The following is a 25,458-nucleotide window of genomic DNA, read 5'->3' as shown; positions in this document are numbered from 1 at the left end:
CGGCCGGGTGCGCCGGTCAACCGGGGGAGATATAGGTTCGCGGAAAGCCCCCGGTACCCCTTCAGAACGTTACGTCGCCGGCTTTTGTTCACGCCCTGCCGATAGCGGGCGACCCCGGGCCGGGCAGCTATGCCAAGGTATCGGTCAGCGTGACGCGCCGGGTATCCAGAGCACGTCACCGGCCTCGCTCTGGTTCACCGCGCGGGCGGCGACGAACAGCAGGTCGGACAGGCGGTTGAGATAGGCGAGCGGCTGCGGCCCGGCACCGGCGGCGACCGCGGCACGCTCGGCCCGGCGGGTGACAGCGCGGGCGAGATGGAGCTCGGGCGCACCGGGGGCGCCGGCGGGCAGCACGAAGCTGGTCAGCGGCTCCAGCGCCGAATTGATATGGTCGATCCGCTCCTCGATCCATGCGACCTGGCCGGGGGTGATGCGCAGCGCGCCCTGGATCCCCTCGGGCGTGGCGAGATCGGCGCCGAGGTCGAACAGGTCGTTCTGGATATGCGCAAGCATGCCGCCGAACGCGTGATGGCCGAGCGTGGCGCGGGCGACGCCGAGCGCGCAGTTCGCCTCGTCGACATCGCCGATCGCCGCCATCAGCGCGGCAGCCTTGGAGATGCGCGAGCCGTCGACCAGGCCGGTGGTGCCGTCGTCGCCGGTGCGGGTGTAGATCTTGTTGAGCTTGACCATCGCGGCGGAGCCTACGCCCGCGCGCGCGCCATCTCAATCACTCAGGCGTGCTTCGAGCGGAGCAGCAGCAAGCCGAAGCCGATGAAGATCGTGCCCGTCATCCGGTTGAACCATTTCTTGAGCGCCGGTCGCTCGAGATGGCGGGCGAGGCCGCGGCCGCCCAGCGCATAGACCAGGTACCAGAAGCACTCGACCACCGCGAAGGTCAGCACGAGGATCGCGAATTGCGGCGGCTTGGGCGCGGCGGCGCTGACGAACTGGGGAAAGAAGGCGGCGGCGAACAGCAGCGCCTTGGGGTTGGAGATGGCGATCACGAAGCCGCCGCGGAAGAGCTGGGCGGCGGTGAGGCGCCTGTCGGCGAGGGCGGCATCGTCGGTCACGTCGAGCGGGGCCGGGTCGGACCGCCAGGCCTTGATGCCGAGCCAGACCAGATAGGCGGTGCCGGCCCAGCGCAGCACTTCGAACGCGCCGGGAATGGCGAGCAGCAGCGCGGTGAGCCCGGCGGCGGAGGCGGCGAGGAGCGCGATCAGCCCGGCCAGGCAGCCGGCCATTGCCGCGACGGTGCGACGCAGGCCGAAATCGACGCTGCGCTGGAGGATGTGGAGCATGTTGGGGCCGGGCGTCCCGCAAAGCAGGAACACGGCCATGACGAACAGCCACCAGGTCTGGAGAGTCATCGCGGCAACCTTGGCATTCTGGAAAGGGCCGTGCGGCCCGGTGCGTCAGCCCTTGGCCGACATCATCATCAGGATGATCGCGATGATCGCGATCGCCACGGCCTGGAGCAGGATGCGCTGCTGCATCAGCTTCTGCGACTTGAGCGCGCGCGGGCTGGGGCCGTCGCCGGTGTTCTCCAGGTCCTGGCTGGTCGTCTGCGCCATGTTCACCAGCCCCTTGATGAGGATGAACAGAGTGGCGAGCATCGCCGCGATCAGCAGGAAGGCCAGAAAGATCATGCGGCGACCCTACGCCTGTGCGGCGGCGATGCCAACCGGCAGTTGTCCTGCCCGCAACCGCTCCGCCAGCGCGCGGCCATCCTCGCCAGCCAGTCGCATCGCCTCGAGGCTCGGCGCGCCGTGGCGCTTGGCGAGGCGGGTGCCGTCCGGGCCGAGCAGCAGCGGATGGTGGCGGTACTCGGGCGTGGGCAGGCCGAGCAGCGCCTGAAGCAGCCGGTGGACATGCGTCGCGGCGAACAAATCCACCCCACGCACGACATGGGTGATGCCCTGCGCGGCGTCGTCGATAGTGACGGCGAGATGGTAGCTGGCGGGGGCGTCCTTGCGGGCTAGGACGACGTCCCCGGCGGAGGCGGGGCCGGCGCGGACGCGGCCGGCGATCTCGTCCTGCCAGAAGAGCTGAAAACCCTCGCCGTCATCCCCGCGAAGGCGGGGATGACGGGTTTGGAGGGTGGCAAGGGCACGCCCCATATCCAGCCGCCAGCAATGCGGCTTGCCCAGGTCCGGCGCTTCGAGCCCGCGGCACGTCCCCGGATAGAGCGCGCCCTCCGGCCCGTGCGGGGCGGTCAGGCTCGCGGCAATGTCGGCGCGGGTGCAGAAACAGGGGTAGAGCAGGCCCATGGCACGCAGCCGGTCGAGCGCTTCCTCGTAGAGCCCGAGGCGCTGCGACTGGAAGGTCACCTCCCCGTCCCATTCGAGCCCGAGCCATTCGAGATCGCGCAATATCGCCGCGACATGCTCGGGGCGCGAGCGAGTGCCGTCGATATCCTCGATGCGCAGGGTGAAGGCCCCGCCGGCCACCCGGGCGAAGTCATGCGCCTGGATCGCCGACCACGCATGCCCTAGGTGCAGGCGGCCGGTGGGGCTGGGCGCGAATCTCGTGTGGACAACCATCAGAACGGCCCTTGACCGCGAGTCGCGGCATATGCTGTCATCACCGCGTCACGCTTCTCGGCGAGATGCGTGCCACCACCTAACGGGCGAGGGAGCGCATGTATCATCCCGATCTGATCCGCCATCCGGACAGCTGCCCCGCCCTTGTGCTCAATGCCGATTATACGCCCCTGAGCTATTATCCGCTGAGCATCTGGCCCTGGCAGACGGCGGTCAAAGCGCTGTTCCTCGATAGAGTGGACGTCGTCTCCTATTACGAACGCGAGGTCCGAAGTCCCAGCGCGAGGCTGAAGCTTCCTTCGGTCATCGCGCTCAAACAATATGTGAGACCTTCGCAGTTTCCCGCCTTCACCCGCTTCAACCTGTTCCTTCGCGACAAGTTCGCCTGCCAATATTGCGGCAGCCACCGCGACCTCACCTTCGACCATGTCATTCCCCGCGCCCAGGGCGGGCGCACCACCTGGGAAAATGTCGCCACTGCCTGCGCGCCGTGCAACCTGAAAAAGGGCGGACGCACTCCCCAGCAGGCCGCGATGCCCCTCTATCTCCAGCCGATACGGCCGACCAGCTGGCAGCTCCAGGAGCATGGCCGGCGCTATCCCCCCAATTATCTCCACGATACCTGGCGCGACTGGCTCTACTGGGATGTCGAGCTGCTGGCCTGATCGTCATCCCGGTGAACGCCGGGATCTCGGGCAACAAGCGCGCCGGCAGAGAAACCCTGGGCCCCGGCCTGCGCGGGGGGGACGGCAGGGGGGATGCGCGCTAGCATCCCCGGCAAAAGCGGGGAGGTCACGGATATGAGCGGTTTCACCATCGACCGGCGCACGGCGCTGGCCCTGTCGCTGGGCGGCGCGAGTGCGCTGGCGTTCCCGCGGCTCGCCTTCGCGGCGGCGCTCGACGAAGCGGCGGTGGATGCGATCGTCCAGCCCTTCCTCACCGCGTTCGAGACGCCGGGCGTCGCCGTGGCGATCGTCCGTCCCGGCATGCCCGCCTTCACCAAGGGCTATGGCGTCCGCACGCTGGGCAAGCCCGCGCCGGTCGATGCGCACACCCGCTTCGGCATCGCCTCGCACTCCAAGGCCTTCACCGCCGCGGCGCTGGCGCTGCTCGTCGATGCGGGCAAGCTCGGCTGGGAAGACCCGGTGGTGAAGCACCTCCCCGAGTTCCGCATGTCCGATCCCGCGGTCACGCAGATGATGACGGTGCGCGACCTGCTGGTGCATCGCTCGGGGCTCCCCTTGGGCGCCGGCGACCTGATGTTCTTCCCGGCCGGCACGCATGTCGCCGCCGATGTGCTGAAGGCACTGCCCTATCTGAAGCCCGCGCGCGGCTTCCGCGCCGGCTATGATTACGACAACATCCTCTACATCGTCGCCGGGCTGCTGATCGAGCGCGTCAGCGGCATGGCCTGGGACAAGTTCGTCGAGACGCGGATCTTCGCGCCGCTCGGCATGGCGGACGCGGTCGGCTCGCGCACCTCGCTCACCACCGACAATGTCGCGGGGCGCCATGCGCGGCTCGGGCCGCCGGTGCGCGGGATCGGCAAGCAGGAAGTCGTCCAGCCCGACGAAGGCAAGATGGTCGACGCCGCAGGCGGGATCAACGCCAGCATCAGCGACATGGCCAAATGGATCCAGGTGCAGCTCGCCCAGGGCAAGCTGCCCGACGGCAAGCAGCTCTGGTCGGTCCAGCAGGCCCGCGAGATGTGGAAGCCGCAGACGATCACCTCGTCGAGCGACGGCCCGACCGCGGAGAACCCGGTGCGCCCGGTGCTCGCCGCCTATGCGCTGGGCTGGTTCGTGCAGGACTATCGCGGGCTCCGGCTGATCCAGCACAGCGGCGGCCTGTCGGGCCAGGTGACCTATACCGGGCTGCTGCCTTCGCGCGGGATCGGCGTGTCGGTGCTGAGCAATGTCGAGGAAGGCGTCTCCGCCGCGATCCGCAACGCGATCCTCGACAAGCTGATCGACGCACCGGCGTTCGACTGGGTGGCGAGCTATCGCACGCGCAGCAAGGCGGCGCAGGACGAGGCGCTGGCCAGCGTCGAGGGCGGGATCGACAAGGCGCCGGCAGGCAGCCCGTCGCTGCCGCTGGCAGGCTATGCCGGGCGCTACCGCGATCCCTGGTACGGCAATGTCGTGGTGAGCACCAAGGGCGGCAAGCTGTGGATCGACTTCACCCCCACGCCGGTGTTCAAGAGCGTGCTCGAACCCTGGGGTCCCGACAGCTTCCGCACCCGCTTCGCCAAGGATGCCGGCGAGGATGCAGTCGTGACCTTCGAGGTGAAGGGCGGCAAGGTCGTCGGGGTGACGATGAAGCCGCTCTCGCCGCTCGCCGATTTCAGCTATGATTACCAGCATCTCGCCTTCGTGCCGGTGCCGTAATCAACTGTATTATTGTAGTAACACAGATGCTGCGCTAAAAGGACGGCATGCGAGCGGCAGAATCACCGACTGATGGCTGACGGCAGCGATCCGAGGAACGTCCGCTTTCCGCTGCGCCGGTCGGGCGACGATTTCGCGCCGGGCCCCACGCCGGCGCCGAAGCCCGAACCGCGCGCCTGGCGCCCGCCGTCGATCGAGAAGATCGGCGAGGGGCTGGGCGACGCGCTCAAGCGGATCAGGCCGCCGCGCGAGGAACCGCTCGAGCTGTCGGGCGGCATGCCGGCGCCCGACGACTATGCCCCGCGGTGGCGCCGGGCAGCATCACCGCCACCGCCTCCCCCGCCCGCCCAGCCGGCCTATGCCGAGCCGCTGCCGGCGGGCGGCTACACCACCAATTTGCCGGTGGTGCTCAAGAAGCGGAACTGGCTGCGCTGGGCGAGCTGGATCGTCGCCGGCTTCCTCGTGCTGTTCTTCGTCGCGGTCGCCTGGCTGGCGCTGACCGCGCCGCTCTCCAAATCGCTCCAGCCGCCGGCGCCGCCTTCGATCACGCTGCTCTCCGCCGAGGGCAAGCCGATCGCGCGGCGCGGCGCGGTGATCGCCGCCCCCGTGGACGCCAGCAAGCTGCCCGAACATGTCCGCAACGCCTTCGTCGGCATCGAGGACCGGCGCTTCTACAGCCATTGGGGCGTCGATCCGCGCGGCATCCTGCGCGCCTTCGTCCATAATGTGACGAGCGACGGCGGATCGCAAGGCGGCAGCACGATCACCCAGCAGCTCGCCAAGAACGCCTTCCTCAACTCACAGCGCACCTTCGGGCGCAAGGCGCAGGAAGTGCTGATCGCCTTCTGGCTGGAAGCCTGGCTGAGCAAGGACGAGATCCTCTCGCGCTATCTCTCCAACGTCTATTTCGGCGACAATGTCTACGGCTTGCGCGCCGCCGCGCGCCATTATTTCAGCGTCGAGCCCGAGGGGCTGACCTTGAGCCAGGCGACCCTGCTCGCCGGGCTGGTGCAGGCGCCGTCGCGGCTGGCGCCGACCGGCAATCTGAAGGGCGCGCGCGAGCGGCAGAAGCTGGTGATCGCATCGATGGTCGATGCCGGGCTGCTCACCAAGGCGCGCGGGCAGAGTGTGCGTCCCGCCGTGCTCAACGTCACCAAGTCCGAGGACGATCTGCCCAACGGCACCTATTTCGCCGACTGGGTGCTGCCCCAGGCGCGCGACCGGGCCGGCGGCGTCGGCACCGAGCAGACCGTGCAGACCACGCTCGAGCTGGCCGCCCAGCAGGCGGCCGAGCGCGCGGTGCGCGGCGCGGGGCTGCGCAAGTCGCAGATCGCGATCGTCGCGATGCATCCCGATGGCCGGGTGATCGCGATGGTCGGCGGCAAGAGCTACGGCGAGAGCCCGTTCAACCGCGCCACCCAGGCGCGGCGCCAGCCGGGATCGACCTTCAAGCTGTTCGTCTATCTCGCGGCCCTGCGCGGCGGGATGGAGCCGGACAGCATCGTCGACGACAGCCCCGTCCAGATCGGCGACTGGAAGCCCGAGAATTCGCACGGCAGCTATGCCGGGCAGATCACGCTGCGCCAGGCCTTCGCCAAGTCGTCCAACGTCGTCGCGGCGCGACTGACCCAGAAGTTCGGCGTGCGCGCGGTGACCCAGGCGGCGCGCGACCTCGGCATCTCGACGCCGATCGGCAACGATGCCTCGATCGCGCTCGGCACCTCGACCGTCTCGCTGCTCGAGCTGACCGCCGCCTATGCCTCGGTCGCCAACGGCACCTATCCGGTGCGCCCGCAGGGGTTGAGCGGCGAGGAGGCGGAGAGCGACTGGCTGGCCAAGCGTCTGGGCGGCCCGACCCGCTATAACGGGCGCCAGCTCGACGATCTCAGGAGCCTGCTCGGCACGGTGGTGGAGGACGGCACCGGGCGCGGGGCGAACCTGCCGATCCCGACCTATGGCAAGACCGGCACGACGCAGGACAATCGCGACGCGCTGTTCATCGGCTATGCGGGCGGGATCGTCTGCGGGGTGTGGCTGGGCAATGACGACAATTCGCCCAATCCCGGCCTGTCCGGCAGCGGCCTGCCGGCGCGGGTGTGGCGCGACTTCATGACCCGCGCGCTCGACCTGCGCATCCCGCCGCCCGAGCCGACGGTGGAGCCCGACGCCAATGACGTGACGCTCGACGATGTGCTGAACGGGGTGGGCGAGTTCATCCAGGGCTCGGGCATCGAGACCCAGGTGGTGCCGCCGGGCGTCGATCCCGACGAGCAGGGCGAGGCGCCGATCGACGCCCGGCCGGCGGAAGGACAACCGGGCGCGGCGACCGACCGGCGACGCCCGGGCCGCGGCCCGAGCGCGCCGCCAGCGGATCGCTTCCGGCCGGACGACCGGCGGGGCGAGGAGCGCTAGGCTCGGATCGACATTCAACCCTTTCAGTTCCCCGGCGAAAGCTGGGGCCCAGGGTTTCTCTGCCGTCCAGCCTGTGACCCTGGGCCCCGGCTTTCGCCGGGGAACAACTGGGTCAGTGTCAAACCGGTGAGGCGCGGCAACCTCACGCCGCCACGCCTCGCCGGCGCGCAATCACTTTACCGGGCGGCAATTCTCCAGCAGCAGGCCGTGCGCACTGGCATTGAAATTGGCATAGACGCCCGACAGCTTGATCCGCTTGCCGGGCTTGAGCTGCAGCGCGAACACCGACTGGCCCTTCGCCAGCCGACAGAAGATGTCGGTCTTGAACGGCGCGGTGCCGGGCAGCCGGATCGCCTCGTTATAGGGCTCCGGGATGTCGTAGGTGACGACATAGGCGTCATCCAGCTTGTCGATCGACTTGACCGTGCCGCTGACGATGAAGGTCTTGTCCTTGTAGCGCAGCGGGATCGCGGCGGCGTTGCGCTGGGTGTCCTTCGAGATCTGGTGCGAGATCGACAGCGCGTCCATTTCGAGCGGCGCCTTGTTGCCGGCCGCGGTCATGCCGGCGCTGGCCGCCGCGGTGCCGGCCTTGCCGGTCTTGAGCTGGTTCAGCATGCCACACATCTCCGCCTTGGCGGGCTCGCTCGCGGCCGACATGCCGGCGCGCAGCTTCGCCTCCATCCGGACGGTGCCGTCGTCCGTCGCGGTGATGGTGAGGGGAAAGGCGCGGGACTTGCCGGTCTGCGCCTGCTCGATCAGCATGCTGCCGTCCTCGGGCTCGACCGCCAGCACGTCATAGCCCTTGGCGACGACGATCCCGCGCATCTGGCCGATCGCGCTGGCAGGCTTCAGGCCGGGCAGCGTCACCGAGGCGGCGAACTTCTGGCCGCTGAGGATGCTGCCACCCTTGGTGAAGGATTCCTCACAGGTGCCGGCATGCGCCAGCGCCGGGGCAAGCAGCGCGATCGGTACGAAGAGACAGGACAAGCGCATGGTTTTCCCTCTTTCTTTTTCGCCATGATAAGCTGGCGTGGCTGTATGGCGCCAAAGCCCTGCGCCGCCAACGCGCGAATGTCCGACTGCACGGAAAGGCCGTGGTTGCCAGCCCCGAAGAGGCCGCGAGATTCTGTGTGTTGACGCCGCCCCGCACCCTCCGCATGGACCGGCCATGCGCTTCTTCTCCGACAACGCCGCCGCCGTCTGCCCCGAAGTGTTCGCTGCGCTGAGCAAGGTGAACCAGCTCGACACGGCCTATGACGGGGACAGATGGTCGCAGTCGCTCGACGGGGCGTTCTCCGACCTGTTCGGGACCCAGGTACGCGCGCTGTGGGTGCCGACCGGCACGGCGGCGAACAGCCTGGCATTGGCCGCGCTCTGCCCGCCCTATGGCGGAGTGGTCTGCCACCGCGACGCGCACATCAATGTCGACGAATGCGGCGCGCCCGAATTCTACACGCATGGCGCCAAGCTGCTGGTCGGCGAAGGCAGCGGCTCGAAGCTGACCCCGGACGCGATCCACGCGGTGATCGATCCGATCCGGCCGGACGTCCACCAGGTCCAGCCGCACGCCATCTCGATCACCAACGCGACCGAGTACGGCCTGGCCTATACGCCCGACGAGGTCGCGGCGATCGGGGCGCTCGCCAAGGCGTGCAAGCTCGGGCTGCACATGGACGGGGCGCGCTTCGCCAATGCCGTCGCGCATCTCGGCTGCCATCCCGGCGACGTGACCTGGCGCGCGGGCGTCGATGCGCTGAGCTTCGGCTTCGTAAAGAATGGCGGGATGAGCGCCGAAGCGCTGGTGTTCTTCAAGCCCGAGCTGGCGGACGCGACGCTCTATCGCCGCAAGCGCGCGGGGCTGCTCTTCTCCAAGGGGCGCTATCTCGCGGCGCAGATCCTCGCGCTGCTCGAGGATGATCTGTGGCTCAGGAACGGCCGCGCGGCCAATGCCGGGGCGGCCTTGCTCGCCCGGGCGGCGGGCGACCGGCTGGTGCATCCGGTCGAAGCGAACGAAGTGTTCCTCAAGGTCAGCGCCGAGGAAGCCGCGAGCCTGCGCGCCCTCGGCTTCGACTTCTATGACTGGGGCGTCGGCGAGGCCCGGCTGGTGATCAGCTGGGACCAGAGCGAGGACGCGATCCGGCCACTCGCCGACGCGATCGCGGCGCTGTGAGCGAGGGCACCTCGCCCCAATCCACCCGTCTTTCGGTCCTGATCCCCTTCGCGATCGTCACGTTGATCTGGGGATCGACCTGGATCGTGATCCGCGACCAGCTTTCGGTGGTGCCGCCGAGCTGGTCGGTGACCTACCGTTTCACCGTGGCGGGCGTGACGATGCTCGCCTGGGCGCTGCTGCGCGGCGACGGGTTACGGATGGACGCGCGCGGCTGGCGGTTCGCGGTGCTGCTCGGGCTCGCCCAGTTCGTGTTCAATTTCAACTTCGTCTACCGCGCCGAGCAGCACATCACCTCGGGCGTGGTGGCGGTGGTCTATGCGCTGCTGCTGGTGCCCAATGCGGTGCTTGCCCGCTTGTTCCTCGGCCAGAAGATGGGGCGGCAGCTGGTGATCGGATCGGCGATCGCGATGGCCGGCGTAGCCTTGCTGTTCGTCCATGAGGCGCGGCTGAGCCCGGTGGGGCCGCATGCGGCGCTGCTCGGCATCGGCATCGCCTTGCTGGGTGTGCTGTCCGCCTCGACCGCCAATGTCATGCAGGCCACCCGCACCGCCAAGGCCTATCCGATGGCGACCGCGCTCGGCTGGGCGATGCTGAGCGGCGCGGCAATCGACGCCATGTTCGCGCTCGCCACGGTCGGTCCGCCGGTGTTCGATCCGCGGCCGAGCTATGGCCTGGGCATCCTCTATCTCGGCGTGCTGGGATCGGCGCTGACCTTCAGCATCTATTTCCGGCTGATCCGCACGATAGGGCCGGCCAAGGCGGCCTATACCAGCGTGCTGATCCCGGTGATCGCGATGGTCTTCTCGACGCTGTTCGAGGGCTATCGCTGGTCGGCGCTGGCGGCGGGCGGCGCGGTGCTGGTGGTGGCCGGGCTGATCGTGGCGCTCAAGGCGCGCAGGCCCAACCGGTAGTCGGCGTAGCGCGGCTGCCAGCCGAGCACGCGCTTCACCTTCCCATTCGCGACGCGGCGGTTCTCGGCATAAAAGGCGCGGGCCTGGGGGCCGAGGTTGGCCTGTTCCAGCGACACCAGCGGCGGAACCGGCAGCCCGAGCAGCGCGCAGCCATAGGCGATGACGTCGCTCTGCGGCGCGGGACGATCGTCGGCCAGGTTATAGGCGCCGGGCGGGCCGTCGAACCCGGCGATCACCCCACTGACGATGTCGTCGACATGGACGCGGCTGAACACCTGGCCGGGCACGTCGATACGGGCAGCGGCGCCGGCGCGGATGCGGTCGAGCGGGGAGCGGCCGGGACCGTAGATGCCGGGCAGGCGGAACACCCGGGCACCCAGCCCGAGCCAGGCGGCATCGGCCTGCGCCCGGGCGGTACGGCGGCCGGTACCGGTGGGGGCGCCCTCGTCGACCCAGGCGCCGGCGACATCGCCATAGACTCCGGTCGAGGAGAGATAGCCGATCCAGGCGCCCGAGGTGGCGATGTCCCGGCCATAGGCGGCGAGCACGGGATCGTCCTCGCCCGGCGGGACCGTGGAGAGGATGTGGGTGGCGCGGGCGATATCGGCCGCGCGATCGGCGAAGGTCTCGCGGGTGACGGTGGCGATGTCGGCCTGGCCGGCAAGCCGGGCGATCAGTCGGGTTGCGGTATAGCCCGGGCCGAAGATCAGCAGGCGCATCCGCTAAAATCCTCCCCGAGCTTGTCTCGGGGAGGGGGACCATCGCGCAGCGATGGTGGAGGGGCGCCGCGGGTACCGCCGCGCGGCGCCCCTCCACCACCGGCTTCGCCGGCGGTCCCCCTCCCCCAGCAAACTGGGGGAGGAACTGGTCGCTCACTCCGCCCCATAGCCCCCGAACTGCACCCCGAAGAAATCGCCCTTGTTCCAGCGCGGGCGCTCGGGGGCGTCGGTGAGGGCGCGGGCGATGGCATAGTTCAGCCGCATGTACTTCGCCGCCGAGTTCCAGTCGAACGGCAGGTCGATCTGGTCAGAAGGCTTGTGGTAATTCTCGGCGAGGAACTTCTTCTGCGCCTCGGCACCCTCCCCGCCCGGGCCGGTGTCGAGCGACACCGCCGGCACGCCCGCCTTGACGAAGCTGTAGTGATCCGAGCGGACGAAGAACATCTCCTCGGGGCTCGGATCGGGCACGACCTTCAGCCCCTCGCTCGCCGCCGCCGCCTCGATCACCGCGCCAAGGCTCGAGCGCTCGCCGCCCAGCGCCACGACATCGACCAGCGGATAGGTGAGGATCGGCATGTCCATGTTGACGTCGGCGACCAGCCGGTCCTTCGGCACCGGCGGGTAATGCGCGAAATAATCGGAGCCGAGCAGCCCCTTCTCCTCCGCCGCCAGCGCGATGAACAGCATCGAGCGCTTCGGCTTCTCGCCCGAGGCGATGAACTTGCGCGCGACCTCGAGCATCGTCGAGACGCCGATCGCATTGTCCATCGCGCCGTTATAGATGCGGTCGCCATTCACCGCGTCGCCCACCCCGACATGGTCGAGATGCGCGGAGAGGACGACATACTCCGCCTTGAGCGTGGGATCGCTGCCGGGGATCAGCCCGACCACGTTGCGTGTCGGCCTGGTGACCAGCCGCGTCTTGCTCGCCACCTTGAGGATGCCCGGCAGCGCGCCGGTGGGCACCTTCGTGTCCTTGCGCTGAGCGGCGAGCACGTCCTGCCACTTGATCTTCGCGCCCTGGAACAGCTTCTCGGCGCCGACCGGGCCGAGATAGCCGACCGGCGGGGCGCCCGGCGCGGTGGCAAAGGCAGTGCCGTCGGGCCGCGCCCAGCTGGTCCGCTCATAGTCGTAGTAAGGCACGATCGCTTCGAACGGGAACTGCTCGCGCTGGGCGAGCGATTCCAGCACGATCACCGCGACCGCACCCTTTTTCTGCGCGATCGCCGCCTTCTGCTCGTCATCGCTGAAATGCGCCTCGACCGCGTCGGGCAGTCCCTTGGGCACGCCGGGCAGGACCGCGACGATCTTGCCGCGCACGTCGAGCCCCTTGTAGTCGTCGCGCTTGCCCTCGGGATAGACCAGGCCATAGCCGGCGAAGACGATCCCGGCCTCGGCCTTGAAATCGGGCGTCGCCGGCACCGGCGTGTTGACGAAATCGATGCCGAACTGGAGCGGGATCTCGCTGCCGCCGCGCACCAGGCTCCACTTGGCCTTCTCCGCCGGCTTGTAGGCGACCAGCTTGAACGGCTGGAACCAGCTTCCCTCGACGCCCGGCTGCAGCCCGATCGCGAGCATCTGCGCCGCGACATATTCGGCCGCCACCTCATAGTCGCGCGTCCCGGCCTCGCGCCCGTGCATCGCATCGGAGGCGAGGAACTGGACATGGCTCTTCAGCGCCGCCTGCTCGGGCGGGAGCTGCGCCGGTGCCGCAGACGCAGCCGTCTGCGCCTGGGCGAGCGGCGCGGCGAGCAACGCCGTGGCGGCAAGGAGGAAGCGGTCGAGGAAGTTCACGGTGACATGGGCCCCTTGTAGAGCGTGCCGAAGAAGTCGCCCTTGTTCCACACCGGCTTGTCCTCAGCATCGGCGACGGCGCGGGCGATCGCATAGTTGAGACCGACGAAGCGCAGCCCCTGCTTCCAGTCGATCAGCCCGACTTCGTCCGAGGGCTGGTGGTAATGCTTGTCGAGGAATTCCTTGGTCGCCGCCGCACCCGCGCCGCCCGGACCCAGATCGAGCGAGACCGAGGGAATGCCCGCCTTGACGAAGCTGTAATGATCCGAGCGGACGAACGAGGCTTCCTCGGGCGCGGGATCGGGGACGAGCTTCACGCCCTCGGCCGCCGCAGCCGCCTCGACGATCCTGCCCAAAGTGCTGCGATCGGCGCCATAGGCGACCAGGTCGACGAAGTCATAGGTGAGGATCGGCATGTCGAGATTGACGTCGGCGACGATCGCTCCCTTGGGCACCGTCGGGTTGGCGGCGAAATATTCGGAGCCGACCAGCCCCGCCTCCTCCGCCGTCACCGCGACGAACAGGATCGAGCGGCGCGGCGCCTTGCCCGCGGCCTGGAAGCGCCGGGCGACCTCGAGCATCGCGGCGGTGCCGACGGCATTGTCCATCGCGCCGTTGTAGATCCTGTCGCCCGTCGCATCGGGCTCGCCGACGCCGACATGATCGAGATGGGCGGAGATCACGACATATTCGCCCGCCTTGTCGGTACCCGGCAGCACGCCGGCGACATTGTTGGCGGTGAGCGTGCGCACGTCGGTGTTGGAGGTGCCCGCGGCGGTCACGCCGAGCGCGCCGGTGGGCAGCTTCCTGTCGCCCTTGTCGGCGGCGAGCACGGCGTCCCATTTGATCTTCGTGCCGGCGAACAGCTTGGCCGCGCCTTCATAGCTCAGATAGGCGAAGGCCGGCGCTTCGGTGCCATCGGGCGCGCCCTGCCAGTGCATCGCGCCGCCCTGCCAATTGGGCACGGTGCGCGCGAAGGAATAGCCCTGGCGGCGCGAGACACCCTCGATCAGGATCACGCCAATCGCGCCATGCGCCGCGGCGGTGCGCGACTGCACGACCGGGATGCCGAGATGCGCGCGCACGTCGCTCGGCCCGGCATGCGGCGCATCGCGCACCACCGCGACGATCGCGCCCTTGACGTCCAGGCCCTTATATTCGCCTTCGCTGCCATAGCCGGCGAAGACCACCGGCGCCGACAGGCTGAGCTTGGGGTTCGAGGGCACCGCGCGGGTGAGATAGTCCTTGCCCCATTCGAGCGGCGTTTCGATCGCACCCCGCTTGAGCACCAGGCTGCCATGATCGGCGGGCTTGTAGTCGATCAGCGGCACCGGCTGGAACCAGCTGCCGTTGGCGCCCGCGGGCTTGAGCCCCGCCGCGAGCATCTGCGCCGCGACATATTGCTCGGCGATGGTCAGCTCGGGGCTGCCCGTGTCGCGGCCCTTCATCGCATCCGAGGCGAGGAACTGGACATGCGCCTTGAGCGCCGCCGCGTCCTTGCCCAGGTCCTGGGCGAAGGCCGGAGTCGCCGCGAGCAGCGCGCTCGCGGCGAGAAGCAGGTGCCGCTTGATGCTCACTTGGCGCCCGGCCCTTCATAGGTGAGGCCGAAGAAATCACCCTTGTTCCACAGCGGGCGCTGGTCGCCATCGGCGATCTCGCGCGCGATCCGGTAGTTCACGTCGACGAAGCGCACGCCCGATTCCCAGTCGATCGCCGGCAGCTGGCCGACCTCGTCCGAGGGCTGGTGATAATGGTTCTTCATGAAGTCGTCGATCGCCGCGCGGCCCGGGCCGCCGGCACCCGGCCACAGGAAGACCGAGGGCACGCCTTTGCGGACGAAGTTGTAATGGTCCGAGCGGACGAAGATGTTCTCGCCGGGCAGCGGATCGTCCGACAGCGGCACGCCGATCGCCTTGCCGGCGCGCTCGACGATCGGGCCGAGCGTCGAGTGGCTGGCGCCATACACCACCACGTCCTGGAACTTGTAGGTGATGATCGGCATGTCGAGATTGACGTCGGCGACGATGCTCGACAGCGGCACGGTGGGATTGTTGGCGAAATAGTCCGAGCCGATCAGTCCCTTCTCCTCGGCGGTGACCGCGAGGAACAGCACCGAGCGGCGCGGCTTGGTGCCCGCCGTCTTGAAACGCTTGGCCTCCTCGATCAGCGAGGCGATGCCGACTGCGTCGTCGAGCGCGCCATTGTTGATCGTGTCGCCGGTCTTGTCCGGGCGGCCGACGCCGATGTGATCGAGATGCGCCGAAAGCACGACGACTTCCTTGGTGAGCGTCGGGTCGCTGCCCGGCAGCATGCCGGCGACATTATAGCTCTGGACGGGCGTGAGCGCGGTCTTGGCGGCGACGGTGACGGTAACCGGCAGCGCCTCGGCCTTGAACACGGCGTTGTCGGCCTCGGCCGCCTTGGCGATGTCGGCCCATTTCTGCTTGGCGCCGGCGAACAGCTTCTCGGCGCCGACCAGGCTGACCGTGCCGGCCGAGGGCGTGCCCGGCGCTGCGATATGGCCGGTGCCGTTCGGATTGCCCCAGGTGAAGCGCGCCCGGGTCACGGCATTGGCGTAGAAGCTGAACGGGCGCTGCTTGGCGGTGCGCGGCGATTCGAGCGTGATCGTGGCGACCGCGCCATGCTTCGCCGCGATCTCCGACTTGGCCGCCGGATTGGAGAAGTGCGCGGCGACCTCGCCGGGGAAGCTCTCGGGCACACCGCCGAAATAGGCGACGATCTTACCCTTCACATTGACGCCCTTATAGTCGTCACGGCCCTGGCCAGTGATGCCATAGCCGACGAACACCACCGGCGCGGTGATGGTGTAGCTGGGCGTCTCGGGATTGGCCGAGGAGACGAAGTCCTTGCCGAATTCGAGCGCGACCGGCTGGGCGCCCTTGCGGGTGAAGGACATGGTGCCCGGGCCGTCGAGCTTGGCGCTGATCAGCGGCACGTTCTGTAGATAGGAGCCATTGTCGCCCGCGGGCTTGAGCCCCGCCGCATAGAATTGCGACGCGACATATTGCGCGGCGATGTTGAACTCGTTGCTGCCCGCCTCGCGGCCCTTGAGCGCGTCCGACGCCAGGAACATCACATGGCTCTTGAGCGCGGCCTGGTCGGCGGGGAGCTCGGCATTGATGATGGCGTTGCGCTCCGCCGCGCTGGGAGCCGCCGGTGCGGTGGCCGGAGTCGGCGCCGTGGCGGTCTGGGCATATGCGGGCATGGCCAGCATCATCGCAAGGGCGAGCGGCGTGGTGGTGCGGATCATGTGGGGGAACCTCTCCGGGGGTAACTCGGTATATCGCTTCGGTAGCACGGCTTGGCGCAGGCGCAAGCCGGCAGATTTTCAAGGTGGCGAGCTTAACACTTGCCCCTATATCCGAGGCATCATGGCAGACGCACGCATCGCTCCGCAGACTCCGCAGATCACTCGCCGCGAGGATTATCGCGCGCCCGACTGGCTGGTCCCCGAGATCGCGCTCGACTTCGATCTCGATCCCACCGCCACCAAGGTCCGCGCGACGCTCAAGGTCGAGCGCAACGGCACGCATGATCGCCCGCTGGTGCTGAACGGCGACGCGCTTGCAGCGGAATCGGTGCGGGTCGACGGTGCCGAGGCGCAGGGCTGGACGATGGACGGGCCCGACCTGGTGATCCCGCTCACCGGCACGGCCCATGAGATCGAGACGGTCGTCACGATCCCGCCCGAGCGCAACACCCAGCTGCAGGGGCTTTATGCCTCGTCGGGCATGCTCTGCACCCAGTGCGAGGCCGAGGGCTTCCGCCGCATCACCTTCTTCCCGGACCGGCCCGACGTGCTGTCGAGGTACAAGGTGCGGATGACCGGCGACAAGGCGCGCTTCCCGGTGCTGCTGGCCAATGGCGATCCGATCGCCCAAGGAGATTGTGAGGGGGGCGATGCCGGGGATGGCCGCCACTGGGCCGAGTGGCACGATCCCTTCCCCAAGCCGAGCTATCTGTTCGCGCTGGTCGCCGGCGACCTGGTGGCGAACAAGGGCAGCTTCACCACGATGAGCGGCCGCAAGGTCGATCTCGGCATCTGGGTGCGCGAAGCCGATCTGGCCAAGACCGATCACGCGCTGCACGCGCTCAAGCTGTCGATGGCGTGGGACGAGAACGTCTATGGCCGTGAATATGATCTCGACGTGTTCAACATCGTCGCGGTGGACGATTTCAATTTCGGCGCGATGGAGAACAAGGGGCTGAACGTCTTCAACAGCCGCTACATCCTCGCCGACCCCGATACCGCGACCGATTACGACTATGACGCGATCGCCGCGGTGGTCGCGCACGAGTATTTCCACAACTGGTCGGGCAACCGCGTCACTTGCCGCGACTGGTTCCAGCTCAGCCTCAAGGAAGGCTTCACCGTCTTCCGCGACCAGAGCTTCTCGGGCGACCAGGGCAGCAAGGCAGTCAAGCGGATCGAGGATGTCCGCGGGCTGCGCGCCTCGCAGTTCCCCGAGGATAGCGGCCCGCTCGCGCATCCGGTGCGCCCCGACGAATATATCGAGATCTCGAACTTCTACACGGCGACCATCTATAACAAGGGCGCCGAAGTGATCCGGATGATGTCGACCATCCTCGGCCCGCAGAAGTTCCGCGCGGCGACCGACCTCTATTTCGACAAGTTCGACGGCACGGCGGCGACCTGCGAGGATTTCGTGCGCTGCATGGAAGAGGCCGGCGGCGTCGATCTCACCCAGTTCCGCCGCTGGTACAGCCAGGCGGGCACGCCGCGCGTCTCGGCCAATCTGAGCCAGGAAGGCGGGCGCGCCCGCCTCAAGCTCGCCCAGACCGTGCCGCCCACGCCGGGCCAGCCGGTCAAGGAGCCGATGGTGCTACCGCTCAAGGTCAAGCTGTTCGGCAGCTATACCGGCCGCCCGATGTGCGACGAGCAGCTGATGCTGCTCAAGGACGCCGCGCAGGAGATGGTGTTCGAGAACCTGTCCGAGCCGCCGGTGCTGTCGATCAACCGCGGCTTCTCCGCCCCGGTGATCGTCGAGACCAACCGGACTGCCAAGGACCTCGCCTTCCTCTCGGCGCATGACGACGATCCCTTCGCCCGCTACGAGGCGATGCAGCAGCTGATGCTCGACACGCTGGTCGCCGCGGTGACCAGCGGCAAGGGCGCGCATGACGCGGTGATCGAGGCGGTGCGCAACACGCTGGCCGATGCCGCGCTCGACAAGGCATTCGTCGCCGAGGCGGTGCTGCTACCCTCGGACAGCTTCATCGGCGACCAGATGGTGGTGGTCGATCCCGACGCGATCTTCGCGGCGCGCGAAGCGCTGCGGGCCGAGCTGGGCAAGGCGCTCGCCGGCGAATGGCGCGCGGCCTATGACGGCGCCCAGGCCAATCGCTTCGAATATTCGCCCGCGGCCAAGGGCGCGCGGCGTCTGAAGAACGTCGCGCTCGGCTATATCGCGGCGAGCGGCGCGGACGATGCGGCGGAGATCGCGTTCGGCCAGTTCGAGGCGGCGGACAACATGACCGACCGCCAGGGCGCGCTCAGCACCCTGGTCAACGGCGTGTCGGACAGGCGCGAGGCGGCGCTCTCGGCCTTTTACGATCGCTACCAGGGCAATGCGCTGGTGCTCGACAAATGGTTCCAGACCCAGGCGCTGTCGGCGCGCGACGATACCGCCCAGGCGGTCGAGGCGCTGGCCGGGCACAAGGACTTCACCCTCGCCAACCCGAACCGCGCCCGCGCGCTGATCGGCGCGTTCAGCGTCAACCAGCGCGCGTTCCACGACATTTCGGGCCGCGGCTACCGCTTCGTCGCGGACCAGCTGATCGCGCTGGATCGCCTCAACCCACAGACCGCGGCCAAGCTGGTGCCGCCGCTCGGCCGCTGGAAGCGGTTCGACGCCGCCCGCGCCGCCCGGATGCGCGACGAGCTCGAGCGGATCGTCGCGACGCCGGGGCTGAGCAAGGACATGTTCGAGCAAGCGTCGAAGTCGCTGGACTGACGCTTTGGTGGCAAGCGCCGGGAAGCAGTGCGGCCCGGCGTGCGCCATATCGGCAGGGCAAGGAGAGACACATGACCCTGTCGATCAAGACCATCGCCTCGCCCGTCGGCGAACTCACTCTCGTCGCCAGTGACAAGGGGCTCGTCGCGATCCTGTGGGAGAATGATTCGCCCGACCGGGTGAAGCTCGGCGCCACGCAGGAGGACGCCGCCCACCCGGTTCTAGCCGCCGCCGAGACGCAGCTGCGCGAATATTTCGCCGGCACCCGCACCCGCTTCGAGCTGCCGCTCGATTTTCGCGGCACCGATTTCCAGAAATCGGTCTGGGCCGAGCTGCTCGCCATCCCGTTCGGCGAGACGCGCTCCTATGGCGAGATCGCGCTCAAGCTCGGGCGCCCCAGGGCCTCGCGCGCGGTGGGCGCCGCCAATGGCCGCAACCCGATCTCGATCGTCGCGCCCTGCCACCGGGTGATCGGCTCGACCGGCAAGCTCACCGGATTCGCGGGAGGCCTGGCGGCGAAGGAATATCTGCTCGGGCTGGAGCAGGGCTGAACGCAAAATTCCTCCCCGAGACAAGCTCGGGGAGGAATTTGAACTAGGCCATCACATTCCGCCCGCGCGTCACCACCGCGGTATGCCCCACGCTGGCCTTGAGCGCGCGCTGGGCGATCGTGTCCATCATCACCCAGTCGTTGCTCGCCTTTTCCGGGGTGAGCGTCAGCGCCATGTAGCCGCGGCGGCTGGTGTCGCACCATTTCAGCTCGGGGCTGGCGGCGACGAGCGCGGCGGCCACCACCTTCGGATCGGCGCCCACCGCCTGCTCATAGCCCGGCGAAGAGACGCTGTGCCCGGCGAACTCGACGCCGGCCGGCTTGCCGTCCTGGCCCAGATCGAACGCCCACGCATTGTGGCTGTCGCCGCACAGCACGAGGAGATTGGCGCCGGCTGCCTGGGCCGACTTCAGGAAGCGCGCCCGCGCCGCCGGGAAGCCGCCCCAATTGTCGAGGTCCGAGGGGATGCCGAGCTTGCTCGCCATCACGCCCGCCTGGACATAGGCCTTGGTCCGCGCGGAGGCATTGGGCTTGAGCCAGTCCGTCGCCTGGGCAGGGATGTTCTGCTTGCCCATGATCGTGCCGAAATTGACCAGCTGCCACTTCTGGCCGGCGCGGGTCGACTTCTTCAGCGCATGGCCGAGCCACGCCTCCTGCTCGGTGCCAAGCATGGTGCGCGCCGGATCCTGCAGCGCGCCGTCGCGGAACGCGACCAGCGCCTTCTGCGCATCGGCCGAGGCGAAGAGCGGGGCGAGCTCGGGCTCGTCGCTGCGATAGAGCAGGCGGCTCTCGGTGCGGAACAGCGTGGCGAGGCTGCCCACGTCATAGCTGCCCCAAGGCGTCTCCGAGACCGGCATCCATTCCTTGTACGCCTGGAGCGCGGCGGCGCGGCGGTCGTTCCAGTCGCCCTCGCCCGGCTGGTTGTTCTGCGCGCTCATCTCGCGGCTGTTGTTGGCCGATTCGTGATCGTCCATCTGCGCCAGCATCGGCTTGACCCGGTGCAGCTCCTGCAGGTCCGGATCGCTGCGATAGCTGGCATAGCGCAGGCGGTAATCGGCGAGGTGGATGATCTCACCCGCCGGCTCGGGCACCCGCCCGCCGACCGGGCCGCTCTCGGGCGCATACCCGCCGGCGGCATATTCATAGAGATAGTCGCCCAGGTGCAGCCACAGGTCGATGTCGCCCCGCGCCGCGGCATGGCCATAGGCGTTGAAATAGCCATAGGGCATGTTCGAGCAGGAGAAGATCGCGATGCCGTACTTGCCGACATTGCCGACCGGCAGCGTCTTGGTGCGGCCGACCGGCGAGAAGCTGCCGTCGGGCGCGACGAAGCGGTAGAAGTAATTGGTGCCCGGCTCGAGCCCCTCGACGGTGATCTTGGCGGTATGATCGCGCCACGGGCCGGTGATCTGCTCGCCGCCCGAGACGATCCTGGCGAAATCCTCGGTCTTCGAGATCTCGGCCTTCACCTTCACCGCGCCGCGGTCGGCGGGAACGTAGCGCGTCCATAGCAGCATCGTGTCCGGCCCCGGCTCGCCGCTGGCGACCGAATGGGTGAAGCCGCTGGCCAGCGCCTGGGCGAAGGAGAAGCCGGGGATGGCGAGCGCGCCCAGGCCCAGCGTGCCGGTGAGGATGAGCGAGCGGCGATCGATGCGCAGTGTCATTTTGAGGCGTTCCCAAGCTATTTCGCCGCAAGCCTTGCCGCCGCCACGTGTCGAGTTCGTGACAGCGCGCGCCATGGACGCTAAGCACGCCTGCAGTCGCACGCAACAAGGCCCTGTCCAACTTCATGCCGCATCACCTTCCGCCCGGGGCTCCGCGCTCCTGATGGCAAGCAAGTCCGAAGTGCTGGGGAGCCGGACGACTCGCCTGACCGATCTCACCGCAGTCGTCGCCGCGCTGCCGCGCTGGTCGATCCTGCTGCTCGTCGCCATCGCGGTCCGCGCGCTGACCTTCGGCAACCCCGTGGTCCATGTCGATGAGGAGTTCTACTTCGTCACGGCGCAGCAGATGCTGCACGGCGCGGTGCCCTTCGTCGATGTGTGGGACCGCAAGCCCGTCGGCCTGTTCCTGATCTATCTGCTGCCTGCCGCCTTCGGCGTGCCGGCGGGGATCTGGATCTACCAGGCGATGGCATTGGCGGCCGTGGTCGGCACCGCGCTGCTGATCGCGCGGCTGGCCGAGAAGGCAGGCTGGGGACGCGGCGCTCTGACCGTGGCGCTGCTCTACCTGTTCATGATCAACTTCGCCGACGGCCAGGGCGGCCAGGCGCCGGTCTTCTACAATCTGCTGATGGCCTGGGCGTTCCTGCTCGTCGTGCCGAGCCCGAGCGACGAGAGCGGCGACCGCCGCCGCATCCATCGCGGCACGCTGGCCATGCTGATCGTCGGCGTGGCGATGCAGGTCAAATATTCGGTGGTGTTCGAGGCGATGTTCCTCGGCCTGTGGCTGATGTGGCGCGAGATCCGGCTCGGCACCAGCATCGCCCATGTCCTGCGCCGTGGCGGCCTATGGGCGTCGGCGGTGTGGCTGCCGACGCTCGCCGTCTGGGCCGTCTTCATCCTGATGGGGCATGGCGAGCCCTGGTTCTACGCCAATTTCGGCTCGATCGTCGATCGGCTCAGCGATCCGCCCATGGTGCTGCTGCGCGCCTTCCTCAAGATCGCACTGATCCTGGGGCTGCTGCTGATCGTCTCGGGCCTGTCGCGCCACGTGCCGGTGAAGGATCCGAGCGAGCATCCGGTGCGCGCCCTGTTCTTCGGCTGGCTGATCGCCGCGGTCATCGGCCTGCTCGTGTTCGGCAGCTGGTTCAACCATTATGCCCTGCCTGTGCTGGTCCCGGCGAGCCTGTGCTGCGCCGGCTATCTGGGCGGCACCGAGTTCGGCCGCAAATGGCTGACCCCTGTGATGCTGCTCGCGGCCGGGCTGGGCGGCGAATACACCGCGTGGAGCGCCAAGTGGCATCGCGGCAATGCCGAGCAGCTCGAGGCACTGGCCGAGGGCATCGGCCACGGCAGCGGCTGCATGTACGTCTATTCGGGCAACGCCATCCTCTACAGCTATACCGGGCGCTGCACGGTGACGCCGTGGATCTTCCCGAGCCACCTTTCGCGCGAGCGGGAGAATGGCGCGCTGGGCGTCGACCAGCTGGAGGAGATCAACCGCATCTTCACCCAGCGGCCCGAGATCGTTGTGATGCGCCCGACCTATTATGGCGAGCGCATGGACTCGCACCGGCTGGCGGTGCAGCGGATGGAGGAGATGGGCTATCGCCTGCGCGGCCGCTGGCCGCTCGGCGACCTCTACATCTCGGTCTACGAGCTGCCGGCCGCCACCAAGCCGGCGGCGCCGCGCTTCGCCTCGAGCAAGCCCTCGTAATAGGCCATGAGCTCGGCGGCGTGATCGGCGTCGCTGCGCACCTTGCCCGCGGCGATGCGCGCGGCGTTGCGCAGGATGCTCTGCTCGCGGCCGAACATGCGGCGGATCGCATCGGCCGCCGAATAGGCATCGCGCGCGCGATAGGTTTCGGCGAACAGCGGATCGGCGATCTCGGCGAACCCGCCCTCGTCAGGCCCGATCAGCGGCAGGCCCGAGGCGAGCGCCTCCGATGCGACCAGCCCGAACGGCTCGGCATCCGAGCCATGGATCAGCGCGTCGCAGCTCGCCATGATCCGCGAGAAGCGCACCCGGTCATAGACCGGCCGGAAGATCTTGATGTGCGGGCTGCCGGCGATCCGCTCCTCGAGCTGGCGGCGCTGCGGGCCGTCGCCGATCAGCATCAGGCCCACAGGCAGGTCGTTCGCCGCCGCTTCGACCGCGTCGATCACCAGCGGCCAGCGCTTCTCCTTGTGGTGGCGGCCGAGCCCAAGCAGCAGATGCCCCTCGGGCGGCAGGCCGAGCTGCGCCAACAGCGCCACGCGGAGCTTCTCGTCGCGCAGGTCGGGCGAGAACCATTGCCGCTCGATCCCCAGCGGCATCGAGGCGTGGACCGTCATGCCGCGGCGGCGGAAGCGCTTGGCGAGCGCCGGGCCGTTGGTAACGAACGCATCGTAATGCTGGAGGAAGTTGTTCATGTAGCGCGTGTACCAGGCGAAGGCCTGCTCGACCTGGATCGGCGTCGCCACACTGTCGAGCCAGCGCTGCGGATAGGCGCCGATATTGTCGCCATGCGCGAAGAAGACCTTCACCGCATCGCCCTTCCACCGTGCCACGGTCCAGCCCGGCAGCCAGGGCGAGCTGGTCTCGACGATGTCGGGCTGCAGTTCGTCGAGCAGGTTCCAGACCGGCTCGTCCTTGACGAAGATGCCGTAGTTGCGGTCCAGGATCAGCGGCGGCGCCTTGACCCAGATGACGCGGCCGCCGCCGGGACGCTCCTCGACGCTCGATTCGAGCGCCGGAGCGATCACGGTCAGCTCATGGCCCATATCGGCCATGATGCCCATCTTGCGGTCGAGATAGGTACGGACGCCCCCGCCGGTCGGCGAGTAGAACTCGTTGACGTCGACGATGCGCATGCAGGCGCCTCCTCAGTCGTCGAGCGGACCGAAGCCGCCCAGGCCGCGCAGATATTGGGCCTTGATCGTGATCTGTCCACCACCCGCGCCGACATTGACCAGGGCCTGGCGCACCTTGGGCCGGCTGCGGCCGAGCTTCTGGTTGCTGGCGAAGCCGGCGCCGTCCTCCCAGAAGTTGAACTTGTTCTTGCCGTCGCGGTCGTGGGTGAACAGCACCGCCCAGGTGCCGGCGCTGGGCGCGCGGATGCAGATGCGCACCGGGCCCGATTGCGGCACCGACGCCCAGACGCGGCGGAACGGCTTGCCCTCGCGCTTGAGCGAGGTGTCGTCGCGCAGGAAGTCTTCCTCGTTGGGCGGATAGAGCTCGACCTTCAGCCGGCCGATCCGGTCCTTGAGGCCGGTGACGTTGACATAGAGGCGCGCGCCGCCGGGGATCGCGCAGGTACCGTCGACCGGATCCTGCTGCGCGGCGGCCGGGCTCGCGACAAAGGCGAGCGCTGCGGCGGTGCTGGCGGTCAGGGCACGGATCATTGCTGCTTGTTCCTCGTGAGCAGGGCCTGGACGCTGAACCCTCCGATCAGCGTGACATGGGCGAGAAGCGTGAGGCCGGCGATCAGCGCCATCAGCTCGGACATCGCCGATCCCTGGCCGATCACCACGCCGGTGATCGCGGCGAAGGCGGCTTCCTTGCTCGGCACCAGCGGCAGGCGCCAGACCAGCAGGCGGCCAGCGGCCATCATAAGCCACACGCCGATCGACACGCCCGGCATCGCCAGGTGCCAGGCGATGGCGACGAGCAGCGATCCGGTGAGGATACGGATGCAGTGGACCATGAACACCCACCACAGCTCGCGGCGGGGCAGCGAGAAGACGCGCTTCGAGAAGAGCAGGAACGGCAGCGACATCAGCGCCAGAACCGCGACCGAGCCGATCACCGCCAGCTTCCATTGCGGCGGCACCAGCCCGAGATAGAGCGGCAGGCCGACGATCATCATTACGAAGGTGATCGCGTTGCCGGCGATCGCCGACAGGATCATCACGTCCTTCACCGCGCCGAAGGGGGCGGCGACCATCTGGGTGCGCTGGCGGGCCCAGGCGTAGAAATAGGCCTCGCCCGAATAGCCGAACAGCACTTCGTTCGAGATGCGCTTCTTGTGGAGCGCGGCGAGCCCGGCGAGCGGGATCTGCCAGAGGCGCTTGAAGATGATGTAGTCGAAGGTCGGCGGCCCGACATAATAGAGCGCGAAGACCAAGTAGAAGAGCGGGTTGGTCGGCAGGGTGCGATACAGACCCGCCAGCCCCGAGCCGAACAGCTCGCGGCCGAGCGCCACGATCATCAGCAGCGTGAGCGCGCCTCCGACCAGTGCCGGCCAGCGACGCTTGATCTTTTCGACGGGCTCCAGGCCCGCAAGATCGGGCGCGCCCGGCAGGGGGACGGCCTCGACAACGCTCGTGTTCACCG

General features: G+C 68.4%; 21 protein-coding genes. 8 read left to right on the top strand and 13 right to left on the bottom strand.

Annotated elements, in window-relative coordinates; all coding sequences use genetic code 11:
- Window positions 1–144 precede the first annotated feature (144 nt).
- Genes ACEN8G_RS21590 through gluQRS form a run of 4 tightly spaced genes read right to left on the bottom strand, consistent with a single transcriptional unit; the run spans window position 145 to window position 2,540 of the window.
- Window positions 145–690, bottom strand: a complete 546-nt coding sequence (locus ACEN8G_RS21590; RefSeq protein ID WP_413414129.1) for a cob(I)yrinic acid a,c-diamide adenosyltransferase — start codon at window positions 688–690, stop codon at window positions 145–147.
- 41 nt (window positions 691–731) lie between these two features.
- Window positions 732–1,367, bottom strand: a complete 636-nt coding sequence (locus ACEN8G_RS21585) for a LysE family translocator (protein ID WP_413414128.1) — start codon at window positions 1,365–1,367, stop codon at window positions 732–734.
- A 45-nt stretch (window positions 1,368–1,412) separates the two neighbouring features.
- Window positions 1,413–1,646, bottom strand: a complete 234-nt coding sequence (locus ACEN8G_RS21580; RefSeq protein ID WP_307116469.1) for a twin transmembrane helix small protein — start codon at window positions 1,644–1,646, stop codon at window positions 1,413–1,415.
- 9 nt (window positions 1,647–1,655) lie between these two features.
- Window positions 1,656–2,540, bottom strand: a complete 885-nt coding sequence (gene gluQRS / locus ACEN8G_RS21575; RefSeq protein WP_413740695.1) for a tRNA glutamyl-Q(34) synthetase GluQRS — start codon at window positions 2,538–2,540, stop codon at window positions 1,656–1,658.
- A gap of 98 nt (window positions 2,541–2,638) precedes the next feature.
- On the opposite strand from gluQRS, the gene ACEN8G_RS21570 reads away from it, so the two are divergent.
- The 3 genes from ACEN8G_RS21570 (at window position 2,639) to ACEN8G_RS21560 (ending at window position 7,339) form a co-directional block, all read left to right on the top strand.
- On the top strand, window positions 2,639–3,205 hold the full coding sequence (locus ACEN8G_RS21570; RefSeq protein WP_184164112.1) for an HNH endonuclease: 567 nt from the start codon (window positions 2,639–2,641) through the stop codon (window positions 3,203–3,205).
- A 135-nt stretch (window positions 3,206–3,340) separates the two neighbouring features.
- Window positions 3,341–4,927, top strand: a complete 1,587-nt coding sequence (locus ACEN8G_RS21565) for a serine hydrolase (protein WP_413414126.1) — start codon at window positions 3,341–3,343, stop codon at window positions 4,925–4,927.
- Between the two features lie 276 nt (window positions 4,928–5,203).
- On the top strand, window positions 5,204–7,339 hold the full coding sequence (locus tag ACEN8G_RS21560; protein ID WP_413740803.1) for a transglycosylase domain-containing protein: 2,136 nt from the start codon (window positions 5,204–5,206) through the stop codon (window positions 7,337–7,339).
- Between the two features lie 171 nt (window positions 7,340–7,510).
- On the opposite strand, the gene ACEN8G_RS21555 is transcribed toward ACEN8G_RS21560, so the two are convergent.
- The gene (locus ACEN8G_RS21555; protein WP_413419189.1) at window positions 7,511–8,332 is read right to left on the bottom strand and encodes a hypothetical protein; all 822 of its coding nucleotides are present in this window, start codon (window positions 8,330–8,332) and stop codon (window positions 7,511–7,513) included.
- Window positions 8,333–8,507: 175 nt separating this feature from the next.
- On the opposite strand from ACEN8G_RS21555, the gene ACEN8G_RS21550 reads away from it, so the two are divergent.
- Together ACEN8G_RS21550 and ACEN8G_RS21545 are read left to right on the top strand one after the other, a co-directional pair.
- The gene (locus ACEN8G_RS21550; protein WP_413419191.1) at window positions 8,508–9,509 is read left to right on the top strand and encodes a threonine aldolase family protein; all 1,002 of its coding nucleotides are present in this window, start codon (window positions 8,508–8,510) and stop codon (window positions 9,507–9,509) included.
- Window positions 9,506–10,423, top strand: a complete 918-nt coding sequence (locus ACEN8G_RS21545) for a DMT family transporter (protein WP_413419193.1) — start codon at window positions 9,506–9,508, stop codon at window positions 10,421–10,423. Before ACEN8G_RS21550 ends, ACEN8G_RS21545 begins: the two co-directional genes overlap by 4 nt.
- On the opposite strand, the gene ACEN8G_RS21540 is transcribed toward ACEN8G_RS21545, so the two are convergent.
- The 4 genes from ACEN8G_RS21540 to ACEN8G_RS21525 all read right to left on the bottom strand — a co-directional run bounded on the left by ACEN8G_RS21540 (window position 10,333) and on the right by ACEN8G_RS21525 (window position 16,207).
- A complete protein-coding gene (locus ACEN8G_RS21540; RefSeq protein WP_413419195.1) occupies window positions 10,333–11,142 on the bottom strand; it encodes an NAD(P)-dependent oxidoreductase in 810 nt (269 codons plus the stop codon). The two genes, ACEN8G_RS21545 and ACEN8G_RS21540, sit on opposite strands and share 91 nt — an antisense overlap.
- Before the next feature lie 153 nt (window positions 11,143–11,295).
- Entirely contained in the window at window positions 11,296–12,936 is a 1,641-nt protein-coding gene (locus ACEN8G_RS21535; RefSeq protein WP_413415697.1) for a M28 family metallopeptidase, read from the bottom strand.
- The gene (locus ACEN8G_RS21530; protein ID WP_413415698.1) at window positions 12,933–14,513 is read right to left on the bottom strand and encodes a M20/M25/M40 family metallo-hydrolase; all 1,581 of its coding nucleotides are present in this window, start codon (window positions 14,511–14,513) and stop codon (window positions 12,933–12,935) included. Before ACEN8G_RS21530 ends, ACEN8G_RS21535 begins: the two co-directional genes overlap by 4 nt.
- The gene (locus ACEN8G_RS21525) at window positions 14,510–16,207 is read right to left on the bottom strand and encodes a M28 family metallopeptidase (protein WP_413415700.1); all 1,698 of its coding nucleotides are present in this window, start codon (window positions 16,205–16,207) and stop codon (window positions 14,510–14,512) included. The genes ACEN8G_RS21530 and ACEN8G_RS21525 overlap by 4 nt, the downstream gene beginning before the upstream one ends.
- 121 nt (window positions 16,208–16,328) lie before the next feature.
- Between ACEN8G_RS21525 and pepN the strand changes: the two genes are divergently transcribed.
- Both pepN and ACEN8G_RS21515 read left to right on the top strand, forming a co-directional pair.
- Window positions 16,329–18,932 carry an aminopeptidase N gene (pepN, locus tag ACEN8G_RS21520; RefSeq protein ID WP_413415701.1) on the top strand — a complete coding sequence of 868 codons (2,604 nt, stop codon included), beginning with the start codon at window positions 16,329–16,331 and terminating at the stop codon, window positions 18,930–18,932.
- 71 nt (window positions 18,933–19,003) lie between these two features.
- Window positions 19,004–19,483 (top strand): methylated-DNA--[protein]-cysteine S-methyltransferase, encoded by a 480-nt coding sequence (locus tag ACEN8G_RS21515; protein WP_413415702.1) that lies wholly within the window; start codon window positions 19,004–19,006, stop codon window positions 19,481–19,483.
- 43 nt (window positions 19,484–19,526) lie between these two features.
- Here the strand turns inward: ACEN8G_RS21515 and ACEN8G_RS21510 are convergent, their stop codons facing one another.
- Window positions 19,527–21,146, bottom strand: a complete 1,620-nt coding sequence (locus ACEN8G_RS21510; RefSeq protein ID WP_413415703.1) for an alkaline phosphatase D family protein — start codon at window positions 21,144–21,146, stop codon at window positions 19,527–19,529.
- A gap of 163 nt (window positions 21,147–21,309) precedes the next feature.
- Here ACEN8G_RS21510 and ACEN8G_RS21505 point away from each other — a divergent pair, with 163 nt between their 5' ends.
- Entirely contained in the window at window positions 21,310–22,860 is a 1,551-nt protein-coding gene (locus tag ACEN8G_RS21505; RefSeq protein ID WP_413415704.1) for an ArnT family glycosyltransferase, read from the top strand.
- Here ACEN8G_RS21505 and ACEN8G_RS21500 read toward each other — a convergent pair.
- From ACEN8G_RS21500 to ACEN8G_RS21490, 3 genes are read right to left on the bottom strand one after another with little or no spacing between them, the layout of a single operon-like run.
- Window positions 22,797–23,996, bottom strand: a complete 1,200-nt coding sequence (locus tag ACEN8G_RS21500; RefSeq protein ID WP_413415705.1) for a glycosyltransferase — start codon at window positions 23,994–23,996, stop codon at window positions 22,797–22,799. The two genes, ACEN8G_RS21505 and ACEN8G_RS21500, sit on opposite strands and share 64 nt — an antisense overlap.
- Before the next feature lie 12 nt (window positions 23,997–24,008).
- Entirely contained in the window at window positions 24,009–24,527 is a 519-nt protein-coding gene (locus ACEN8G_RS21495) for a DUF2141 domain-containing protein (protein ID WP_413415706.1), read from the bottom strand.
- The gene (locus tag ACEN8G_RS21490; RefSeq protein WP_413415707.1) at window positions 24,524–25,456 is read right to left on the bottom strand and encodes a hypothetical protein; all 933 of its coding nucleotides are present in this window, start codon (window positions 25,454–25,456) and stop codon (window positions 24,524–24,526) included. Before ACEN8G_RS21490 ends, ACEN8G_RS21495 begins: the two co-directional genes overlap by 4 nt.
- Between the last annotated feature and the right edge of the window lie 2 nt (window positions 25,457–25,458).

Source organism: Sphingomonas sp. Sphisp66, assembly GCF_047324325.1.
Classification (GTDB): Bacteria; Pseudomonadota; Alphaproteobacteria; order Sphingomonadales; family Sphingomonadaceae; genus Sphingomonas.
Note: the sequence above shows the minus strand (reverse complement) of the source record. Positions and strands in the feature narration are given on the sequence as shown.

Coding starts and splice junctions, on each gene's coding strand:
- pepN (WP_413415701.1), top strand. CDS start 16,329: ATGGCAGACGCACGCATCGCTCCGCAGACTCCGCAGATCACTCGCCGC.
- ACEN8G_RS21515 (WP_413415702.1), top strand. CDS start 19,004: ATGACCCTGTCGATCAAGACCATCGCCTCGCCCGTCGGCGAACTCACT.
- ACEN8G_RS21510 (WP_413415703.1), bottom strand. CDS start 21,146: ATGACACTGCGCATCGATCGCCGCTCGCTCATCCTCACCGGCACGCTG.
- ACEN8G_RS21555 (WP_413419189.1), bottom strand. CDS start 8,332: ATGCGCTTGTCCTGTCTCTTCGTACCGATCGCGCTGCTTGCCCCGGCG.
- ACEN8G_RS21590 (WP_413414129.1), bottom strand. CDS start 690: ATGGTCAAGCTCAACAAGATCTACACCCGCACCGGCGACGACGGCACC.
- ACEN8G_RS21580 (WP_307116469.1), bottom strand. CDS start 1,646: ATGATCTTTCTGGCCTTCCTGCTGATCGCGGCGATGCTCGCCACTCTG.
- ACEN8G_RS21540 (WP_413419195.1), bottom strand. CDS start 11,142: ATGCGCCTGCTGATCTTCGGCCCGGGCTATACCGCAACCCGACTGATC.
- ACEN8G_RS21550 (WP_413419191.1), top strand. CDS start 8,508: ATGCGCTTCTTCTCCGACAACGCCGCCGCCGTCTGCCCCGAAGTGTTC.
- ACEN8G_RS21565 (WP_413414126.1), top strand. CDS start 3,341: ATGAGCGGTTTCACCATCGACCGGCGCACGGCGCTGGCCCTGTCGCTG.
- ACEN8G_RS21500 (WP_413415705.1), bottom strand. CDS start 23,996: ATGCGCATCGTCGACGTCAACGAGTTCTACTCGCCGACCGGCGGGGGC.
- ACEN8G_RS21505 (WP_413415704.1), top strand. CDS start 21,310: ATGGCAAGCAAGTCCGAAGTGCTGGGGAGCCGGACGACTCGCCTGACC.
- ACEN8G_RS21495 (WP_413415706.1), bottom strand. CDS start 24,527: ATGATCCGTGCCCTGACCGCCAGCACCGCCGCAGCGCTCGCCTTTGTC.
- ACEN8G_RS21585 (WP_413414128.1), bottom strand. CDS start 1,367: ATGACTCTCCAGACCTGGTGGCTGTTCGTCATGGCCGTGTTCCTGCTT.
- ACEN8G_RS21560 (WP_413740803.1), top strand. CDS start 5,204: ATGCCGGCGCCCGACGACTATGCCCCGCGGTGGCGCCGGGCAGCATCA.
- ACEN8G_RS21570 (WP_184164112.1), top strand. CDS start 2,639: ATGTATCATCCCGATCTGATCCGCCATCCGGACAGCTGCCCCGCCCTT.
- ACEN8G_RS21525 (WP_413415700.1), bottom strand. CDS start 16,207: ATGATCCGCACCACCACGCCGCTCGCCCTTGCGATGATGCTGGCCATG.
- gluQRS (WP_413740695.1), bottom strand. CDS start 2,540: ATGGTTGTCCACACGAGATTCGCGCCCAGCCCCACCGGCCGCCTGCAC.